At 50.3% G+C, this 17113-nt stretch carries 16 protein-coding genes; 10 read left to right on the forward strand and 6 right to left on the reverse strand.

Annotated elements, in window-relative coordinates; translation table 11 throughout:
• The first annotated feature begins 36 nt into the window (after positions 1 to 36).
• From ACLJNW_RS03240 to tyrR, 3 genes are all read left to right on the forward strand, one after another.
• Positions 37 to 1434 (forward strand): YcjX family protein, encoded by a 1398-nt coding sequence (locus tag ACLJNW_RS03240; protein WP_000825858.1) that lies wholly within the window; start codon positions 37 to 39, stop codon positions 1432 to 1434.
• The gene (locus ACLJNW_RS03245) at positions 1431 to 2492 is read left to right on the forward strand and encodes a YcjF family protein (protein ID WP_024154614.1); all 1062 of its coding nucleotides are present in this window, start codon (positions 1431 to 1433) and stop codon (positions 2490 to 2492) included. Before ACLJNW_RS03240 ends, ACLJNW_RS03245 begins: the two co-directional genes overlap by 4 nt.
• A gap of 147 nt (positions 2493 to 2639) precedes the next feature.
• Entirely contained in the window at positions 2640 to 4181 is a 1542-nt protein-coding gene (gene tyrR, locus ACLJNW_RS03250) for a transcriptional regulator TyrR (RefSeq protein ID WP_001235493.1), read from the forward strand.
• An 89-nt stretch (positions 4182 to 4270) separates the two neighbouring features.
• On the opposite strand, the gene tpx is transcribed toward tyrR, so the two are convergent.
• On the reverse strand, positions 4271 to 4777 hold the full coding sequence (gene tpx / locus ACLJNW_RS03255) for a thiol peroxidase (RefSeq protein ID WP_000084401.1): 507 nt from the start codon (positions 4775 to 4777) through the stop codon (positions 4271 to 4273).
• A gap of 115 nt (positions 4778 to 4892) precedes the next feature.
• Between tpx and ycjG the strand changes: the two genes are divergently transcribed.
• Positions 4893 to 5858, forward strand: a complete 966-nt coding sequence (gene ycjG / locus ACLJNW_RS03260) for an L-Ala-D/L-Glu epimerase (RefSeq protein ID WP_001258064.1) — start codon at positions 4893 to 4895, stop codon at positions 5856 to 5858.
• Here ycjG and mpaA read toward each other — a convergent pair.
• Positions 5833 to 6561: a murein tripeptide amidase MpaA gene (mpaA, locus tag ACLJNW_RS03265; RefSeq protein ID WP_000219108.1), complete on the reverse strand. Its 729-nt coding sequence runs from the start codon at positions 6559 to 6561 to the stop codon at positions 5833 to 5835. The genes ycjG and mpaA overlap by 26 nt on opposite strands.
• 189 nt (positions 6562 to 6750) lie before the next feature.
• Between mpaA and ACLJNW_RS03270 the strand changes: the two genes are divergently transcribed.
• Positions 6751 to 8364, forward strand: coding sequence for an ABC transporter substrate-binding protein (locus ACLJNW_RS03270; RefSeq protein WP_023203944.1), 1614 nt, complete (start codon positions 6751 to 6753; stop codon positions 8362 to 8364).
• 96 nt (positions 8365 to 8460) lie between these two features.
• Here the strand turns inward: ACLJNW_RS03270 and ACLJNW_RS03275 are convergent, their stop codons facing one another.
• The gene (locus tag ACLJNW_RS03275; RefSeq protein ID WP_023203945.1) at positions 8461 to 9390 is read right to left on the reverse strand and encodes an aromatic alcohol reductase; all 930 of its coding nucleotides are present in this window, start codon (positions 9388 to 9390) and stop codon (positions 8461 to 8463) included.
• Between the two features lie 118 nt (positions 9391 to 9508).
• Here ACLJNW_RS03275 and ACLJNW_RS03280 point away from each other — a divergent pair, with 118 nt between their 5' ends.
• Positions 9509 to 10414, forward strand: a complete 906-nt coding sequence (locus tag ACLJNW_RS03280; RefSeq protein WP_024154613.1) for a LysR family transcriptional regulator — start codon at positions 9509 to 9511, stop codon at positions 10412 to 10414.
• A gap of 276 nt (positions 10415 to 10690) precedes the next feature.
• Positions 10691 to 11560, forward strand: coding sequence for an aldo/keto reductase (locus ACLJNW_RS03285; protein ID WP_000456775.1), 870 nt, complete (start codon positions 10691 to 10693; stop codon positions 11558 to 11560).
• 90 nt (positions 11561 to 11650) lie between these two features.
• Here ACLJNW_RS03285 and bdcA read toward each other — a convergent pair whose 3' ends face one another.
• Entirely contained in the window at positions 11651 to 12364 is a 714-nt protein-coding gene (gene bdcA, locus ACLJNW_RS03290) for an SDR family oxidoreductase (RefSeq protein ID WP_023203946.1), read from the reverse strand.
• Positions 12365 to 12441: 77 nt separating this feature from the next.
• Here bdcA and ACLJNW_RS03295 point away from each other — a divergent pair, with 77 nt between their 5' ends.
• Positions 12442 to 13032: a TetR/AcrR family transcriptional regulator gene (locus ACLJNW_RS03295; protein WP_000208474.1), complete on the forward strand. Its 591-nt coding sequence runs from the start codon at positions 12442 to 12444 to the stop codon at positions 13030 to 13032.
• Positions 13033 to 13160: 128 nt separating this feature from the next.
• Positions 13161 to 13397, forward strand: coding sequence for a YgdI/YgdR family lipoprotein (locus ACLJNW_RS03300; RefSeq protein ID WP_017465586.1), 237 nt, complete (start codon positions 13161 to 13163; stop codon positions 13395 to 13397).
• Positions 13398 to 13610: 213 nt separating this feature from the next.
• Here ACLJNW_RS03300 and ACLJNW_RS03305 read toward each other — a convergent pair whose 3' ends face one another.
• A complete protein-coding gene (locus ACLJNW_RS03305; RefSeq protein WP_023209418.1) occupies positions 13611 to 14720 on the reverse strand; it encodes a hypothetical protein in 1110 nt (369 codons plus the stop codon).
• Positions 14721 to 15109: 389 nt separating this feature from the next.
• Positions 15110 to 15967, reverse strand: coding sequence for a GyrI-like domain-containing protein (locus tag ACLJNW_RS03310; RefSeq protein ID WP_077248414.1), 858 nt, complete (start codon positions 15965 to 15967; stop codon positions 15110 to 15112).
• Positions 15968 to 16260: 293 nt separating this feature from the next.
• Between ACLJNW_RS03310 and zirU the strand changes: the two genes are divergently transcribed.
• The gene (zirU, locus tag ACLJNW_RS03315; protein ID WP_000273694.1) at positions 16261 to 17106 is read left to right on the forward strand and encodes a two-partner-like secretion system exoprotein ZirU; all 846 of its coding nucleotides are present in this window, start codon (positions 16261 to 16263) and stop codon (positions 17104 to 17106) included.
• Positions 17107 to 17113 lie beyond the last annotated feature (7 nt).

Genomic DNA, 17113 nt, shown 5'->3' on the forward strand with positions numbered 1-17113 from the left:
TTATTTTTTCTTCTCTTCAGGCTCAACAGGATGTCAATGAAGCGACTTAAAACTGAACTCAACGCGCTGGTCAATCGTGGGGTAGACAGGCATTTGCGTCTTGCCGTAACCGGGTTGAGCCGCAGCGGTAAAACAGCGTTTATCACGGCGATGGTTAACCAGTTGCTTAATGTCCACGCGGGCGCGCGCTTACCGTTGCTCAGCGCGGTACGCGAAGAACGCCTGCTTGGCGTAAAGCGCGTGCCTCAACGTGATTTTGGTATTCCCCGTTTTACCTACGATGAGGGGATACTTCAGCTTTATGGCAATCCTCCCGCATGGCCCACACCGACGCGCGGCGTCAGTGAGATTCGGCTGGCGTTGCGCTATCGCTCCAACGACTCGCTGCTGCGCCATTTTAAAGATACCTCGACATTGTATCTGGAGATTGTGGACTATCCAGGGGAATGGTTACTCGATCTGCCCATGCTGGCTCAGGATTATTTAAGCTGGTCCCGTCAGATGAACGGCTTGTTACAAGGACAACGCGCTGAGTGGGCCGCAAAATGGCGGCAACTTTGCGACGGGCTCGATCCGCTGGCACCCGCCGATGAAAACCGGCTGGCGGAGATTGCCGCCGCCTGGACGGATTATTTGCATCAGTGTAAATCGCAGGGATTGCATTTTATTCAACCTGGACGGTTTGTTTTGCCGGGCGATATGGCGGGTGCGCCAGCGTTGCAGTTTTTCCCGTGGCCGGATGTGGACGCCTTCGGCGAGTCAAAACTGGCGCAGGCGGATAAGCAGACCAACGCTGGAATGCTGCGCGAACGCTTTAACTACTATTGCGAAAAAGTGGTCAAAGGGTTCTACAAAAATCATTTTCTACGCTTTGATCGCCAGATTGTGCTGGTCGACTGTCTGCAACCGCTTAATAGCGGGCCGCAGGCGTTTAATGATATGCGTCTCGCTTTAACGCAGCTGATGCAAAGTTTTCACTATGGCCAGCGAACTCTGTTTCGCCGCTTGTTTTCGCCGGTGATTGATAAATTGCTGTTCGCCGCGACGAAAGCCGACCATGTCACCCTCGACCAACATGCCAATATGGTGGCCTTGCTTCAGCAGCTTATTCAGGATGCCTGGCAAAATGCCGCGTTTGAAGGCATTAGTATGGATTGCCTGGGGCTGGCGTCGGTACAGGCGACCACCAGCGGCGTGATTGAGGTCAACGGTGAAAAAATCCCGGCTTTACGTGGAAACCGTTTGAGTGACGGCGCGCCGTTAACCGTGTACCCCGGCGAAGTGCCTTCGCGTTTGCCGGGACAAGCGTTTTGGGATAAGCAGGGCTTTCAGTTCGAAGCCTTTCGTCCGCAGGTGATGGATGTTGATAAACCGTTACCGCATATTCGTCTGGACGCTGCGCTGGAGTTTTTAATAGGAGATAAGCTGCGATGAGCGAACCGTTAAAACCGCGTATTGATTTTGCAGAACCGCTAAAGGAGGAGTCTACGTCGGCCTTCAAAGCGCAGCAAACTTTCAGCGAAGCGGAGTCGCGTACATTTGCGCCTGCGGCTATCGATGAGCCCCCGGAAGACGAAGGCGCGGCAGAAGCGGCGGTCGATGCCGCGCTGCGCCCCAAACGCAGCCTGTGGCGTAAAATGGTGATGGGAGGGCTGGCGCTGTTTGGCGTGAGCGTGGTCGGGCAAGGCGTACAGTGGACAATGAATGCCTGGCAAACTCAGGACTGGGTCGCTTTAGGCGGCTGTGCCGCAGGCGCGCTGATCGTTGGCGCTGGCGTGGGATCGGTGGTCACGGAGTGGCGGCGATTATGGCGCTTGCGCCTGCGGGCGCATGAGCGCGATGAGGCGCGTGAACTGTTACATAGCCATAGCGTCGGGAAAGGTCGCGCATTTTGCGAAAAACTGGCGCAGCAGGCGGGGATTGATCAATCACATCCGGCATTACAACGTTGGTATGCCGCTATTCACGAAACGCAAAACGACAGGGAAATCGTCGGCTTGTATGCGCATCTGGTACAGCCGGTACTTGACGCGCAGGCGCGACGTGAGATTAGCCGTTTCGCCGCGGAATCGACTCTGATGATCGCCGTCAGTCCGTTAGCGTTGGTGGATATGGCGTTTATTGCCTGGCGTAATTTACGCCTGATTAACCGTATCGCAACGCTGTATGGCATTGAACTTGGTTATTACAGCCGCCTTCGTCTGTTCCGTCTGGCGTTGCTGAATATCGCGTTCGCGGGGGCCAGTGAGCTGGTGCGTGAAGTCGGTATGGACTGGATGTCTCAGGATCTGGCCGCACGCTTGTCCACGCGCGCGGCGCAGGGGATTGGCGCAGGCCTCCTTACCGCTCGACTGGGAATAAAAGCGATGGAGCTATGTCGACCATTGCCGTGGATCGACAACGATAAACCACGTCTCGGTGATTTTCGTCGTCAGCTTATCGGTCAGCTAAAAGAGACGCTGCAAAAGAGTAAGTCGTCGCCTGAGAAATGACCTTCCACAGGGCGCTGATTGCCTGGCTTTACGCCGCAGCGCCCGTTTTTCCGCCATGCTGTCAATATTTGTTGACAGAATCCTTCCTGCCAGCCGAATAGTGGCTTATCATCTATTTAATGGTTCATTATTCAGGTGAAGGTTCCCATGCGTCTGGAAGTCTTTTGTGAAGACCGACTTGGTCTGACCCGCGAATTACTTGATTTACTGGTGTTACGTAGCATTGATTTACGCGGAATCGAGATTGATCCCATTGGGCGAATTTATCTTAATTTTGCTGAGCTGGAATTCACCGACTTCAGCAGCCTGATGGCCGAAATCCGCCGTATTTCCGGCGTAACGGATGTCCGTACCGTTCCCTGGATGCCGTCCGAACGTGAACATCTGGCCCTGAGCGCGCTGCTTGAGGCGTTGCCGGAGCCGGTGCTCTCATTGGATATGAAGAGTAAAGTGGAGATGGCGAACCCGGCGAGTTGTCAGCTTTTTGCCCAGAGCCAGGAGCGAATGCGGCACCATACCGCCGCACAATTAATCAACGGCTTCAATTTTCAGCGCTGGCTGGACGGTAACCCGCAAAGCTCCCATAACGAACATGTCGTGATCAACGGGCAAAACTTCCTGATGGAGATTACGCCGGTACATTTACAAAACGAAAATGACGAATACGTGTTGACCGGGGCGGTCGTGATGTTGCGTTCCACGATTCGTATGGGGCAGCAGCTACAGAATTTGTCCACGCAGGATCTGAGCGCGTTTAGTCAGATTATTGCCGTGAGCGCAAAGATGAAGCACGTCGTTGAGCAGGCGCGCAAACTGGCGATGCTCAGCGCGCCGCTGCTGATTACCGGCGATACGGGAACCGGCAAAGATCTTTTCGCCTATGCCTGTCACCAGGCAAGCCCTCGTTCAGCGAAGCCGTATCTGGCGCTCAACTGCGCTTCAATCCCGGAAGATGCGGTAGAAAGCGAACTATTTGGCCATGCGCCGGAAGGTAAAAAAGGCTTTTTTGAACAGGCGAATGGCGGTTCGGTGCTGCTGGATGAAATTGGCGAAATGTCGCCGCGTATGCAGGCGAAGCTGCTGCGTTTTCTCAACGATGGTACGTTCCGTCGCGTCGGCGAAGATCACGAAATTCATGTTGATGTCCGCGTTATCTGCGCCACGCAGAAAAATCTGGTGGAGCTGGTGCAAAAAGGACTGTTCCGCGAAGATCTCTATTATCGACTTAACGTTCTGACGCTTAATTTGCCGCCGTTGCGCGATTGTCCGCAGGATATTATGCCGTTGACCGAACTGTTCGTGGCGCGTTTTGCCGACGAACAGGGCGTTCCGCGACCGAAACTGTCTGCCGATCTGAGTACGGTCCTCACTCGTTACGGCTGGCCGGGTAACGTTCGCCAGCTTAAAAATGCGATTTACCGGGCGCTGACGCAACTGGAAGGGTATGAGCTGCGTCCGCAGGACATCCTGCTGCCTGACTACGATGCCGCGACGGTGGCAGTCGGCGAGGATGCGATGGAAGGCTCGCTGGATGACATTACCAGTCGTTTTGAACGTTCTGTCCTGACCCAGCTTTATCGTAGCTATCCGAGTACGCGTAAACTGGCGAAACGGTTGGGGGTATCGCATACAGCGATTGCCAATAAGCTGCGTGAATATGGTCTGAGCCAGAAGAAGGGTGAAGAGTAGAAAAAAAGAAGGCCTCCGGATAGAGGCCTTCTTGTGACAAAAGAGCACCGCCTGTAGTACTGACAAACGTAGCGCCAGCAGGCGCTGGCTTATGCCTTCAGGACATTAAGCGCGGCGTCGTAATCCGGCTCGTGGGTGATTTCATCCACCAACTGGCTGAAAATAACGTTGTCGTTTTCGTCAAGCACGATGACTGCGCGCGCCGCCAAACCTTTCAGCGGGCCGTCAACGATTTCGACGCCGTAGTTTTTCAGAAACTCGTTATTACGCAGAGTGGAAAGCGTAATAACGTTGCTCAGGCCTTCCGCGCCGCAAAAACGCGACTGTGCAAAAGGCAGGTCAGCAGAAACGCACAATACGACGGTATTTTCCACTTCTGTGGCCAGTTGATTAAACTTACGAACTGATGCGGCGCATACGCCAGTATCAATGCTTGGGAAAATATTCAGCACTTTGCGTTTGCCTGCATATTGGCTGAGGGAAACGTCAGACAAATCTTTTGCGACAAGAGTAAAAGCCTGTGCTTTGCTACCAGCCTGCGGAATAACGTTGGCAACGGTGACCGGGTTACCCTGGAAATGTACAGTCTGTGACATAATTATGTTCCTATTTACTTATAGTTAACGTCGAAATCCAGTTTAAGTCATTATTCATTAACACGGCAAATACTATTTGTAGCAAGCCGCGTCCGGCGCTATCAGAGGGGAAGAGATGAGATCTGTTAAGGTATATGAGGAAACCTGGCCGTTACATACGCCTTTCGTTATTGCGCGTGGTAGCCGAAGCGAAGCGCATGTTGTCGTTGTCGAACTGGAAGAAGAGGACGTAAAAGGCATCGGGGAATGTACGCCATATCCACGTTATGGTGAAAGTGATGCCTCGGTCATGGCGCAAATCATGAGTATTGTGCCTCAGTTGGAAAACGGGCTGACTCGCGAAGCATTGCAGAAACTGTTGCCGGCAGGCGCGGCGCGCAACGCGGTGGATAGCGCCTTATGGGATTTGCAGGCCCGCCAGCGGCAGCAAAGCCTTGCCGGGCTGCTCGGCGTGACGCTGTCCCCGGTTTTTACTACCGCGCAAACGGTAGTGATAGGCACGCCGGAACAGATGGCTGCCAGTGCGGCGGCACTATGGGAAAAAGGGGCGACGTTGCTGAAAATTAAACTCGATGCTCGTCTGATTAGCGAACGTATGGTGGCGATCCGCTCGGCGGTGCCGGAGGCGACGCTCATTGTGGACGCCAATGAATCGTGGCGTCCGGAGGGGCTGGCGGCGCGTTGCCAGTTACTGGCGGATCTGAATGTCGCGATGCTGGAGCAACCGCTGCCCGCGCAGGATGACGCCGCCCTGGAAAATTTTATTCATCCGTTGCCCATCTGTGCAGATGAGAGCTGCCATACTCGCAGTAGTCTGAAAGCCCTGACGGGGCGCTACGATATGATCAACATTAAGCTGGATAAAACCGGCGGTCTGACTGAGGCGCTGGCGCTGGCAACGGAGGCGCGGGAGCAAGGATTCGGCCTGATGCTGGGCTGTATGCTCTGTACATCAAGAGCGATTAGCGCCGCGCTGCCGCTTATGCCGCAGGTGAGCTTCGCCGATCTTGATGGCCCAACATGGCTGGCGGTTGATGTTGAGCCCGCGCTACGCTTTACGACGGGTCAACTCCATCTTTAGGATGCCAGCGGAGCAGATTCGACATCGCCAGCAAGTATTTTTCGCTGGCTTCATCGGCGGAAACAGGGGGAAACTCGGCGGTAATGCAGTGCAGGTTGAGGTCTGCGCACCAGCTGCCAAACGAACCGGGCGTTTCGTAACCTACGCTGGTCACCAGCGGCAACGCAAACGCATCGGCTAGCCACTCGCCTAGCTCGCTGCGACGTGGATCTTCAATGCAGGCTAGCGGATCGTGAAAAGAGACGACCCAGGCGGGTTGGAGTCGATGAATTAACTGGCAAAGCGCCTGGGTTTCCGGTTCTGAGCCGGGATGGTCGCCGGTTAGCAGCACGACATCACGCTCTTGCGCGCGGCTATTCCAGCGATAAACTGTCTCACCCGCTTTCCAGTTGGCGGCGGGAAAGTTACGGTTTAGATCAATGCCATTCGCATTTGCCCTTAACCCCAGTTGACAGCCATCAGGATTAACGGCAAGTACGACATGATGACGGCGAAGGGTTGGATTTAAGGTGCGTAACGCACAGGAGAGCGTCACCACGGATGAGGTTTCATCCCCGTGGGTGCCAGCCAGTATCAGACCGCTTTCGCGATTGGCGGCAGGCGCCGGAAACCAGATTAGCGGCGCGCCTAGTAGCGAACGTCCATAATGTTCAGTGCCTGGCGGAAATGCGCCGCGCTCGGCACGGGGGCGGGTGACAGTCATACGCGTTTCCCGAAGCTGAGACCAGTAGGGTAATCATCGTAGTGTTGTGTAAAACCCGCCGATTATCAAATGGTTTCTATTTACCCTCTTGTATGGCGCGATATCAACTTTCTGGCGGAAGATAATTGCATTTCTTTCTGCTGAAACAAATAATTACGTTGTCATTTAACTCATCTTTGAGGAACTTCTATGAGGCATTCTGTTTCAGTAACCTGTTGTGCGCTGTTGGTTAGCAGCTTTTCCCTGGCATATGCTGCGGATGTTCCCGGCGGAACGGTACTGGCAGAGAAACAAGAACTGGTGCGTCATATCAAAGATGAGCCCGCTTCGTTAGATCCAGCGAAAGCCGTTGGGCTGCCTGAAATTCAGGTGATCCGCGATCTGTTTGAAGGGCTGGTTAACCAGAACGAAAAGGGTGAAATTATCCCTGGCGTCGCCAGCCAGTGGAAGAGCAATGATAATCGTATCTGGACGTTTACGTTGCGGGATGATGCGCAATGGGCCGATGGAACGCCGGTGACCGCCCAGGATTTTGTCTATAGCTGGCAACGCCTGGTTGATCCCAAAACGCTTTCCCCCTTCGCCTGGTTTGCCGCTCTGGCTGGCATCACTAATGCGCAAGCCATTATCGACGGTAAAGTCACGCCGGATCAGCTTGGCGTCAGTGCCGTGGACGTGCACACTTTGCGTATTCAGCTTGACAAGCCGTTGCCCTGGTTTGCCAGTCTGACCGCCAGTTTTGCCTTTTATCCGGTCCAAAAAGCGAATGTCGAAAGCGGCAAAGACTGGATGAAGCCGGGAAAACTGATTGGCAATGGCGCGTATGTGCTTAAAGAGCGCGTGGTAAATGAAAAACTGGTGGTCGTGCCTAATACGCATTACTGGGATAACGCGAAAACGGTACTGCAAAAAGTAACATTTTTACCCATTAACCAGGAATCGGCTGCGACGAAACGTTACCTTGCCGGTGATATTGATATCACCGAATCTTTCCCTAAAAATATGTACCAGAAATTATTGAAGGATATTCCAGGGCAAGTTTATACGCCGCCGCAATTAGGGACTTATTATTATGCGTTTAACACGCAGAAAGGGCCGACGGCGGATTCCCGCGTTCGTCTGGCGCTAAGTATGACCATTGATCGCCGTTTGATGGCGGAAAAAGTCTTAGGTACCGGTGAAAAACCGGCCTGGCATTTTACACCGGATGTCACGGCAGGATTTAAGCCCGATCCTTCACCGTTTGAACAAATGAGCCAGGAAGAACTTAACGCCCAGGCGAAAACATTGCTGCGTGCAGCAGGCTACGGATCGCAGAAGCCGCTTAAATTAACTCTGCTTTACAATACCTCAGAAAACCATCAGAAAATCGCGATTGCGGTGGCGTCAATGTGGAAGAAAAATCTGGGGGTGGATGTGAAATTGCAAAACCAGGAGTGGAAAACGTATATCGACAGCCGGAATACCGGTAATTTTGATGTTATTCGCGCCTCCTGGGTGGGTGATTACAACGAACCGTCGACTTTCTTATCCTTATTAACGTCCACGCATACGGGGAATATTTCACGCTTTACTAATCCGACTTATGACAAAATCCTGACGCAAGCGACGATGGAAAATACCGCCGAAGCGCGTAACGCGGATTACAATGCAGCGGAGAAAATTTTAACGGAACAAGCGCCTATAGCGCCTATTTATCAGTATACCAATGGCCGGTTAATTAAACCGTGGGTAAAGGGATACCCCATTACTAACCCGGAAGATGTGGCCTATAGCCGTACAATGTATATCGTGAAGCACTGATGCGTACTGGTTTCTTGTTAACTCAAGGTAGCCACGCCCGCCGCCTGATGCTGGCAGAAGGCATGGGGATTAAGCGAGCGCCTGATGCCGCCGTTCTCATTGCTGTGTTTTCAGCCAGGCGGCAATATCCTGTGTCGGCAGATGATGTTGTACATTCCAGGTGTCACTCATCGGCCACCACATACCGTCACCACGCGCGAAGGCGACGCGATAGCGCAGCATTGGGTCATGCGGATGTAAACGGAGCTGCTCCTGTAAGTCAGGTAGCGTCAATACGCCTCGGGTAAAAGTTTGCTGCGTCACGCGTTCGACCGTTTCCGCCAGTTTTGCATAAGAGGTCGTTTCCCCCGCGACAAAGACGACTTCGTTAGTGATACGCGGCTGATGCAGATAAATTTCAGTGGTCAGGTGACCAATATCCGCAGGCGACGTGACAGTGACCTGCATTTCCCATCCGCCGAGGGCATTGATGGTTTTTTGGGCTAAGTTGACCACACCAAAGGCCGGTTCGAAGAGAAAAGAGGTAAATATACCGGTTGAAACAATCACCCACTCCGTGACGTTTTGCTCGCGCAAAAGCGTCCTGACGTCATATTGTTCGTCCCACACCGGCTGGCCGCTGCCTTTGCCGACCACATCGTAATTTACGCCAAACTGCCAGGGAAAATAGCGCTTAACGCCCGCCTCCAGTACCGCGCGGGTGATTTTTATCTGGGTACCCGCACCGGCGACAAACCCCATACAATTGATGATCGTATCAAAACCGTGGAATTGATCTTTTAACGCTGCAACCGAACTGTCTGCGATGTCGACCGGGATAAACCGCGCACCGGCATCCGCCAGTTGTTGATGAATGCTGGAACGTCGTTTGCTCTGTTTATCCCTGGATCGCCCTGACACAATAACGCAAACGGAACCATTACGCTGTGTGACCGCCGGAACCAACGACGCCAGCACTGACGCCCCCAGTTGTCCCGCGCCCAGCACCAATACTTTTTCACCCACCTGATTATTGGATTGTTTCATTTGCACCTCTCTGTGTTGATTCACCTGTAGATAGAGATTACGTCAGGGATCTGCGTTCGATAAGACGCCGAAGACGGGTTAGACTGTTCTGATAAATGGGATAATTGGCGGGGGGAAAATGGACAAGCTGGAAGCGATGCAGGTCTATGTTTGCGTAGTGGATACCCATAGTTTTATCAGATCCGCCGAAGTGCTTGGCGTGCCGCGCTCAACGGTATCGCGAGTGGTTAAAGAACTGGAATCCTGGCTTAAGATTCAACTTTTGCAACGTACAACCCGCAAACTTAGCGTGACCGCAGAGGGGCGGCGTTACTACGAAGAGTGCAAAAGAGTGCTGGCAGATATCGCGGCCATGGAGTCGTCATTTCCCGGCCGGGCGGCACAACCCAAAGGGCGTTTTAAAGTGGGGATGCCGCAATCTCTCGCCCGACATTGCATTATTCCCACGCTCCCGGCCTTTTTGCGCCAGTATCCGGAGCTGGAGCTGATACTTTGTTCCAGCGATAGCGTGGAGGATATTATCCTTCAAGGGTATGACTGCGTGATTCGGGCCGGCAGGATCGATGATTCCACCACGCTGGTTTCCCGTCCACTTGCCAGCTTTAACTGGGTGATAGCAGCATCGCCCACTTACATTGAGCGTTACGGTAGCCCTGAAAATTTAGATGATCTGCAAAAGCACCATGCGGTCGGCTACCTGAACCACCGCACCGGGCGTACCACCGACTGGTTTTTTACGCGTGAAGGGAAGGATTACGCGATACGGGTGCAGGAGACGCTGGTTGTCGATGATACGGACGCTTATATTCAGGCCGGAATACAGGGACTGGGGTTAATTCGCGTCGCCAGCTATCTGGTTGCGCCGTATCTGCACAGCGGGGCGCTGGTGACCTGCATGGACAACCATTTTTATGATTTGCCGCTTGCGCTGGTCTATCCGCAAAACAGGTTTCTGCCGCCTGCGGTACGCGCTTTTTATGACTGGTGCAAAACGGCGCTGAGCCAGCCGGAGCCTCTTCGCTAAAAAATATTATTCCGGATATCGCATTGCCTGTTCAGAAAACTTTTTCACAGACGGTCAAAATGACGGTACTGGTTTTTGACGCATAAGTAAAAGGCATTATCAAACAGGTGCTACACGGCGAGGATATAGCAAGCACTGAACGTTTGGATGCAATAAAAAATCTGTACAACTGTTATTAATGAACTTTTTGTATAAATATAATCGGATTTAACAATACTCATTGTACCTGTATTTTGCTCTTATCATGGCGTCTTTACGACGAAAGGGTGCTTTAGCGTGGAATATTCAATATTAAGTAACAACCTTAAAATGCCTATGGTTGGTTTTGGCGTTTTTAAGGTAACCGACAAAGAAGAATGTCAGCAGTCAGTGTTAAGCGCTATTCGCAGCGGTTATCGTCTTATCGATACCGCTGCGGTATACGGCAATGAAGATGCCGTTGGTGACGCTGTTCGTGAAGCCATCGCGACAGGTCTGTGTACCCGTGAGGAGTTATTTATTACTTCTAAACTGTGGGTGCAAGATATGGCTAACTACGATCTGGCCAAAGCAGGTATTGAAGCGTCGCTGAAAAAATCCGGGTTAGATTATTTTGATCTCTATTTATTGCATCAGGCAATGGGTGATTATTTTAGCGCGTGGCGCGCGCTGGAAGACGCTTATGAAGCCGGTAAACTAAAAGCCATTGGCGTGTCCAACTTCTATGCGCATGTGTTAGCCAACTTCTGTGAAACCGTCAGAATTACGCCAATGGTAAACCAGGTCGAATTGCATCCATACTTTGCACAACCCGCCGCGCTGGAAACCATGAAGCATTATAACGTTCAGCCTGAAGCGTGGGCGCCGTTAGGCGGCGGGAGACATAAACCGTATGAAAATGTCATGCTTCAAAGGATTGCCGATGCCCATCAAAAAACCATCGCGCAGGTTGTCCTGCGTTGGAACGTGCAGCGTGGCGTCACGGTTATTCCTAAATCCACTCGACAGGAACGTATTGAAGAGAACTTTGCTATCTGGGATTTCTCACTAACGGATAACGAAATGGCTCAAATCAACGCCCTTGATTTAGGCTACGTTGGCGAAGCGGTGAAGCATTTTAATCCTGAATTTGTTCGCGGTTGTCTTGGCGTTAAAATCCACGATTGATCCCGGCGCTTGCGGATGTTTTCTCGCATGAACAGCTTCTAACACGGTTGCCGGAGCGTAGACGGCAACCGTATGATATTCGCCTGGCCGTCAGGCGCCGAAGGCACCATCGATGGTGTGCATCGCGCCGGTGACGAAAGAGGCTTCCGGGCCGGCAAGCCATGCCACCATTCCAGCCACTTCTTCAGGTCTTCCGTGTCGTTTGATCGCCATGAAACTGTGCATCAGCTCTTTCATGGGGCCATCTTCCGGATTGATGTCGGTATCAATCGGGCCTGGCTGCACCACATTTATCGTAATCCCGCGGGGGCCAAAATCACGGGCCAGGCCGCGCGCCAGCCCTTGCAGGGCTGATTTACTGGCGGCGTACGCGGCCATTCCCGGTACGGGCATCCGATCGCCATTCACGGAACCGATAATAATAATGCGTCCACCTTCCGGCATGTTGCGGGCTGCTTCGACTGACGCATGGTAAGGCGCATGGATATTAATACGGAACAAACGATCTATCGCATCGCTATCTTGTTCCAGCGCATCGCCGAAGAGAGCCACGCCCGCATTGACGACCAGAATATCCAGTGGTCCGTACTCACGCACGAGGCTGATGACGGCATCACGATCGGCGCTATCCGTCTGGATGGCGATGCTTCCGGTTTCCGCTGCCAGTTTTTCGGCGGCTTCGCGCGATCCGGCGTAGCTGAAAACGACCGATGCGCCGTCAGCGCTAAAGCGTCGTACAATAGCCGCGCCGATACCACGACTTCCCCCTAAAACCAGTACAGATTTGTTGCGAAATACCGTCATCAGGATGTCCTTTATGATATTGTAGTAGCCACTACAATATGCGTAATGAAATCATGCCGTCAAGGAGTTATGTAGTGATGACTACAAAACATAGCCGAACGCCGGGTCGCCCTCGCCAGTTCGATCCGGAGCAAGCCATTGAAACCGCTCAACACTTATTTCATTCGCGCGGATACGACGCGGTGAGCGTAGCGGATCTGACAAAAGCGTTCGGGATCAATCCTCCCAGTTTCTATGCGGCGTTTGGCAGCAAGCTGGGGCTGTATACTCGCGTATTAAAACGTTACAGGATGACCGACGCGATTCCGCTCGGGGCGCTTCTGCGTCACGATCGCCCGACCGCGAAGTGCCTTATCGATGTGCTGATGGAAGCGGCAAGACGTTACGCTGCCGATCCTGATGCCACTGGATGTCTGGTTCTGGAGGGCGCTCATTGTAACGATAAACCGGCACGAGAGGCCGCCTGCGAGTTTTACATCGCTGCTGAAAACCTGATTCGCACTTATGTCGCCATGCGGTATCCGCAAGAGGCTGACCGGACGACGGACTTTATGGGGACGCTAATGGCGGGACTTTCCGCCAAGGCGCGAGCGGGGTATAGCCTGGAGCGTCTTCAGGAGAGCGTGCTTCTGGCTGGGGATGTGCTGGAGCGATTACTGCCGGATTAACGCAGTGCATCAAAAAACCTGAGCCAATCAGATACGGGCAAACAGGGAGCAATAGCCCTAATCATCCATCTTGCCGTTGCGGTATTCGGTAAAGTACATCAAAAATAGAGGTGTCAGGGAAACGAGAAATGCAAAAATGTAGACTTATTACGGTACTTAGCTTATCAGTGTTGATGCTAGCCGGATGTACAACGACCTATACCATGACGACCCGGACGGGAGAGATTATTGAAACGCAGGGTAAGCCGGAGGTTGACACCGCAACCGGAATGACGAAATACGCTGATGTTTATGGTTATCATCGCGTTATTAAAACCAGTGAAATAGTGCAGACGACAGAAGGCGCATCGAAGCTGGACTGGTAATGCGCTAAAGCAGTTGGAAGGCCGTGTCCTGTATGGGGACCGGATTGTTTCTGGGCCTGAATTGAATAGAGCGCCTGTATAGCCGAATTCCGGGTATCGGCTTGATTTGTGTCGTCAGTAATTTGGTTGTTCCCTGTATAGTGAAGATAAACAGTACTCATGGCTAACGGTCTGTTTTGGATTGCTAACTATCCCGGATTCTGCGCGTTTTATTTAGTCACAACCATGGTTAAGAATATTTTGGGTCAGACTTACACGCCGGGTATTAAGATAATCCGTCGCATAGAGAGCTTGATCGGCATCATTCGGTTCAAGAAGAAACGGCGTGACTTTAGGTATGAGATCAGCAAACAGGTTATATTGATCCACAGAGGCAAAATGCCGGGTAGCGCTGGCCCAGGGCATTCGCATCAGCTCTGCGTAAGAAGGGGATAGTTGAACAGGCAAATCAAATTCTTTCAGATTAGCAAGCATCTTCTTACTCATATAAAATGTGACCCTGTTTCGCGAAAAGGTGTTAAGCACTGCCTTCAGTCGTTTAACTTTTGCTTCTTTACTCATGCTATTATCAAAAAAACGTGGTGAAAGCATAATAGCAATCGATGCATTTGATGAAATAACATTATGTAGTGGTTTCAGGGCTACAACAATCTGATCGTTTGTGAAGATACGCTGCGTACCAGAGGAAGTAGTATAGTTTCCACCCAGCCAGATCACATAATCTGTTGTTTTGAGGGGAAGCGCTTTTTCCGGTATATTACCCCTGTCAGGTGCCACTGTTTCAATTGCTAGTGAGTCTTGTCCCCAGACATTATTTACTTTAGAACTCAAAAAATTATATTCTGAAATGTTCCTTAGTTTTAGTAGAGTTATCTGCGAGCGGGTAAAAAAGAGATTGAATCTCACTTTGTTCTGCAATTGCCGAAGTAATCTGAGCGTGTTCTGATCGATCAGATGAGTATAAAGACCAACAGTTTTTCCGGAAAGTATTGCTGAGGCATTGTTCGCAAGAAGCATCTCTTTTATAGCTCCTTGCCCAATAATCAGTACACAACGGTATTTTTCTGGTCTGATTTTATCTATGGGGATATCGGTAAGATTGACCAGGTCAGGAGTGCCATGCCGCCAATTATCATGAATGACTGCGGCTCCGGAGGCGTCTCCTCCGGCTCCCCTGGTGATAATAAGAGGAGGGTGGGTACTGGCATGTGCGATATACGAAAAACAAGCTACCATTGCTAGCGTTGTGTTTCTGATGGTTGTATACATATCGTCTGCCCTGATTTCGAAAATATGAATAATGTCTCCTCTTATAATGTACATCAAAAAGAGAACATTTAAATTAAACGGTATCTCAACGAGATAAAAGGTTAGCACAGTAAAGTATAGAGAGAATGTAATCATACCAACATTGTAAATGTGGGAGCATGAAGGCCCCGCAAGCCGCCCGGCCAGCATACTCCCGTTAATAGTTAAAGTATGGACTTTGCTTTTACCGTAAACTGTAGCCAATATTACCTGATCACTACACCGTACAGTACTGTCAGAAATCTGTCCCCGGTGTCGCATGCACGCAATTTATTTTTTCAATTCTTTCAAAACGTTAACTATATTAATAGCCACTTATTTTACCAGAATCAATACTGAGAGTTTTATTACCGTACTGAAAAGAGAAGACTTTTCAGATGAAATGCGTGGATGGTACGAAGTCATTACAGTACAGGGATGTAATAATAAAGATCGACAATGGATTCATTATTCTGTTGCTTTTGGACGGAGGCCAAATGGAAGTATTCAATATCTTCTCCTTCTCTCCTGATAAGATTCAGTTTTGGTAATATACACATATATATTGTATTGGAAAATTGTTGATATTGTTCCTTATGACCAACGAAATGGAATTTTGCATATTTACCACATTTTATTACCCTCGACATGGGTATTTTGCCTCCATCGACGGAATTATGTTCCATACCAAAAAAACTGCTTACGGCGATGACCTGGTCTTTGGTATTATCCGGCTTAAAAGACGAGAGACAATAAACATTTTCGCCCCACGTCCTGAGCGTCTCATGAATAATTTTCCATTTTATAGGCGACGCTTTTTTAGGAAGGTCATTTGTTGCGATCTGATGAGATGTTTGAAATCCGAAAATTTCTTTTGACGTAAGCTGACAAATTTCGAACTGATAATGCTCATCGCAGTCAAGCCAGTAGGGAGGCCGTAGGTTTCTGAGATCCCAGAAATCAGCCTTGCGATAGTTATTGGGATTGACGCCAAATGTTTTTTTGAACTCTCGACTATAGGACTGCACTGAATCAAACCCCATTCTGAACGCGATATCTGTGACCGACTGAGAGGTCAGCTTTAGCAGAGTGGCGCTTCTGCTCAACTTGCGCTGTCTGATATATTTTCCGATAGAGACGCCACACTTTTCTTTAAAAAAATCCTGCAAACTCCTTCGCGAATAACCTGTTATAACAACCAACTTTTCAATATCAATCCTCTCTTCAAGATTTTTTTCTATTTGCTCTAATACTGAGACTATTATGGCTCTTTTCATCATCATTCCTCTTTGTTGAAGCCGAAAATATAAATATTTAAGGTGTTTTACATACTGTGTTATTAAACCAGTGGGGGGTTGTTAGCTTTTCTGGCAAAACAAGAAAGATTTAAATTGCTTGACGTTTCTGAATAAACTTTACACTTGGAGATCGGATTTTGCCAGTAAAGCTAAGTAATTAGCATGGCGAAGGGCATAATTTCACAGGCGGTTAAAATGATTGAATAACCCTGAATTTTTAGCCCGTGAGATTATAAATCTCGTAATTATTTCTAATGATTTAATAAAAGGGAATTGTTTTGTACTTCAAAAGATCTTTATTAACGTTAGCAATTTGTGCATCCGTGGTCTCAGTAGAGGCGGTGGCGAATACCAGAGCCAATGATATGGCTTCTTCTGCTACACCTGCTTCTGTTGGTCACCGTCCTGTGGCAACTACTAATGCAAAAAAAATAGAAGTGTCTGGGGAACTGACGACCGGTTCAACCCTCCAGATAGCGGATGTTTTTATTAGGGATGAGGATGGGGATCCCTTATCGCTGGATAAAATGAATAATGCCGACGATATTAAATGGTATCTGGTGGATAATGAGGCCGCCGATCCTTCTGGAACCCCGGCGGCAACCGGGACGGCTTTTACCATTCCTGCTGATGCAGGTGGTAAAAAAATTAAAATCGTTTACCGAATTAAGACGGCAACGGGGACGCCGGATAGTGCATTCTTGCCTGCCACTGTCTTATTAACTTCTGCATCTTCTGGGGTGGGCGGCGACTCCGCCGCAGACGGTACAATTTCTAATAAGCTACGTTCTGTCACTATCAATGTGGTGAATGAAAGTGGTAAACCGACTGATGAACTCAACGGTACCAATGACGCCAACACTCCAGTGGTAGGCGGCACCCTTGAAGCGGTACTGGAATGTGCCGCCACAGCGGCGGCTGAGTGCGATGTCAGTAATTATAACTTTACCTGGCAGATGGCGGATGCCGGGACACCAGATAAGTTCACCGATCTGAATAATACCAACGCTGAAAAACATAAATATATTATTAAGGGAACTGAGCAGAATAAATTGTTCCGTGTTCACGTCACGCCTAAAACGACGAAAGCCACGCCGGAGAATAAACGCGCTATCCGTCGCTGATCTTTAT

This window comes from Salmonella sp. SAL4457 (assembly GCF_046548235.1).
GTDB lineage: Bacteria > Pseudomonadota > Gammaproteobacteria > Enterobacterales > Enterobacteriaceae > Salmonella > Salmonella enterica.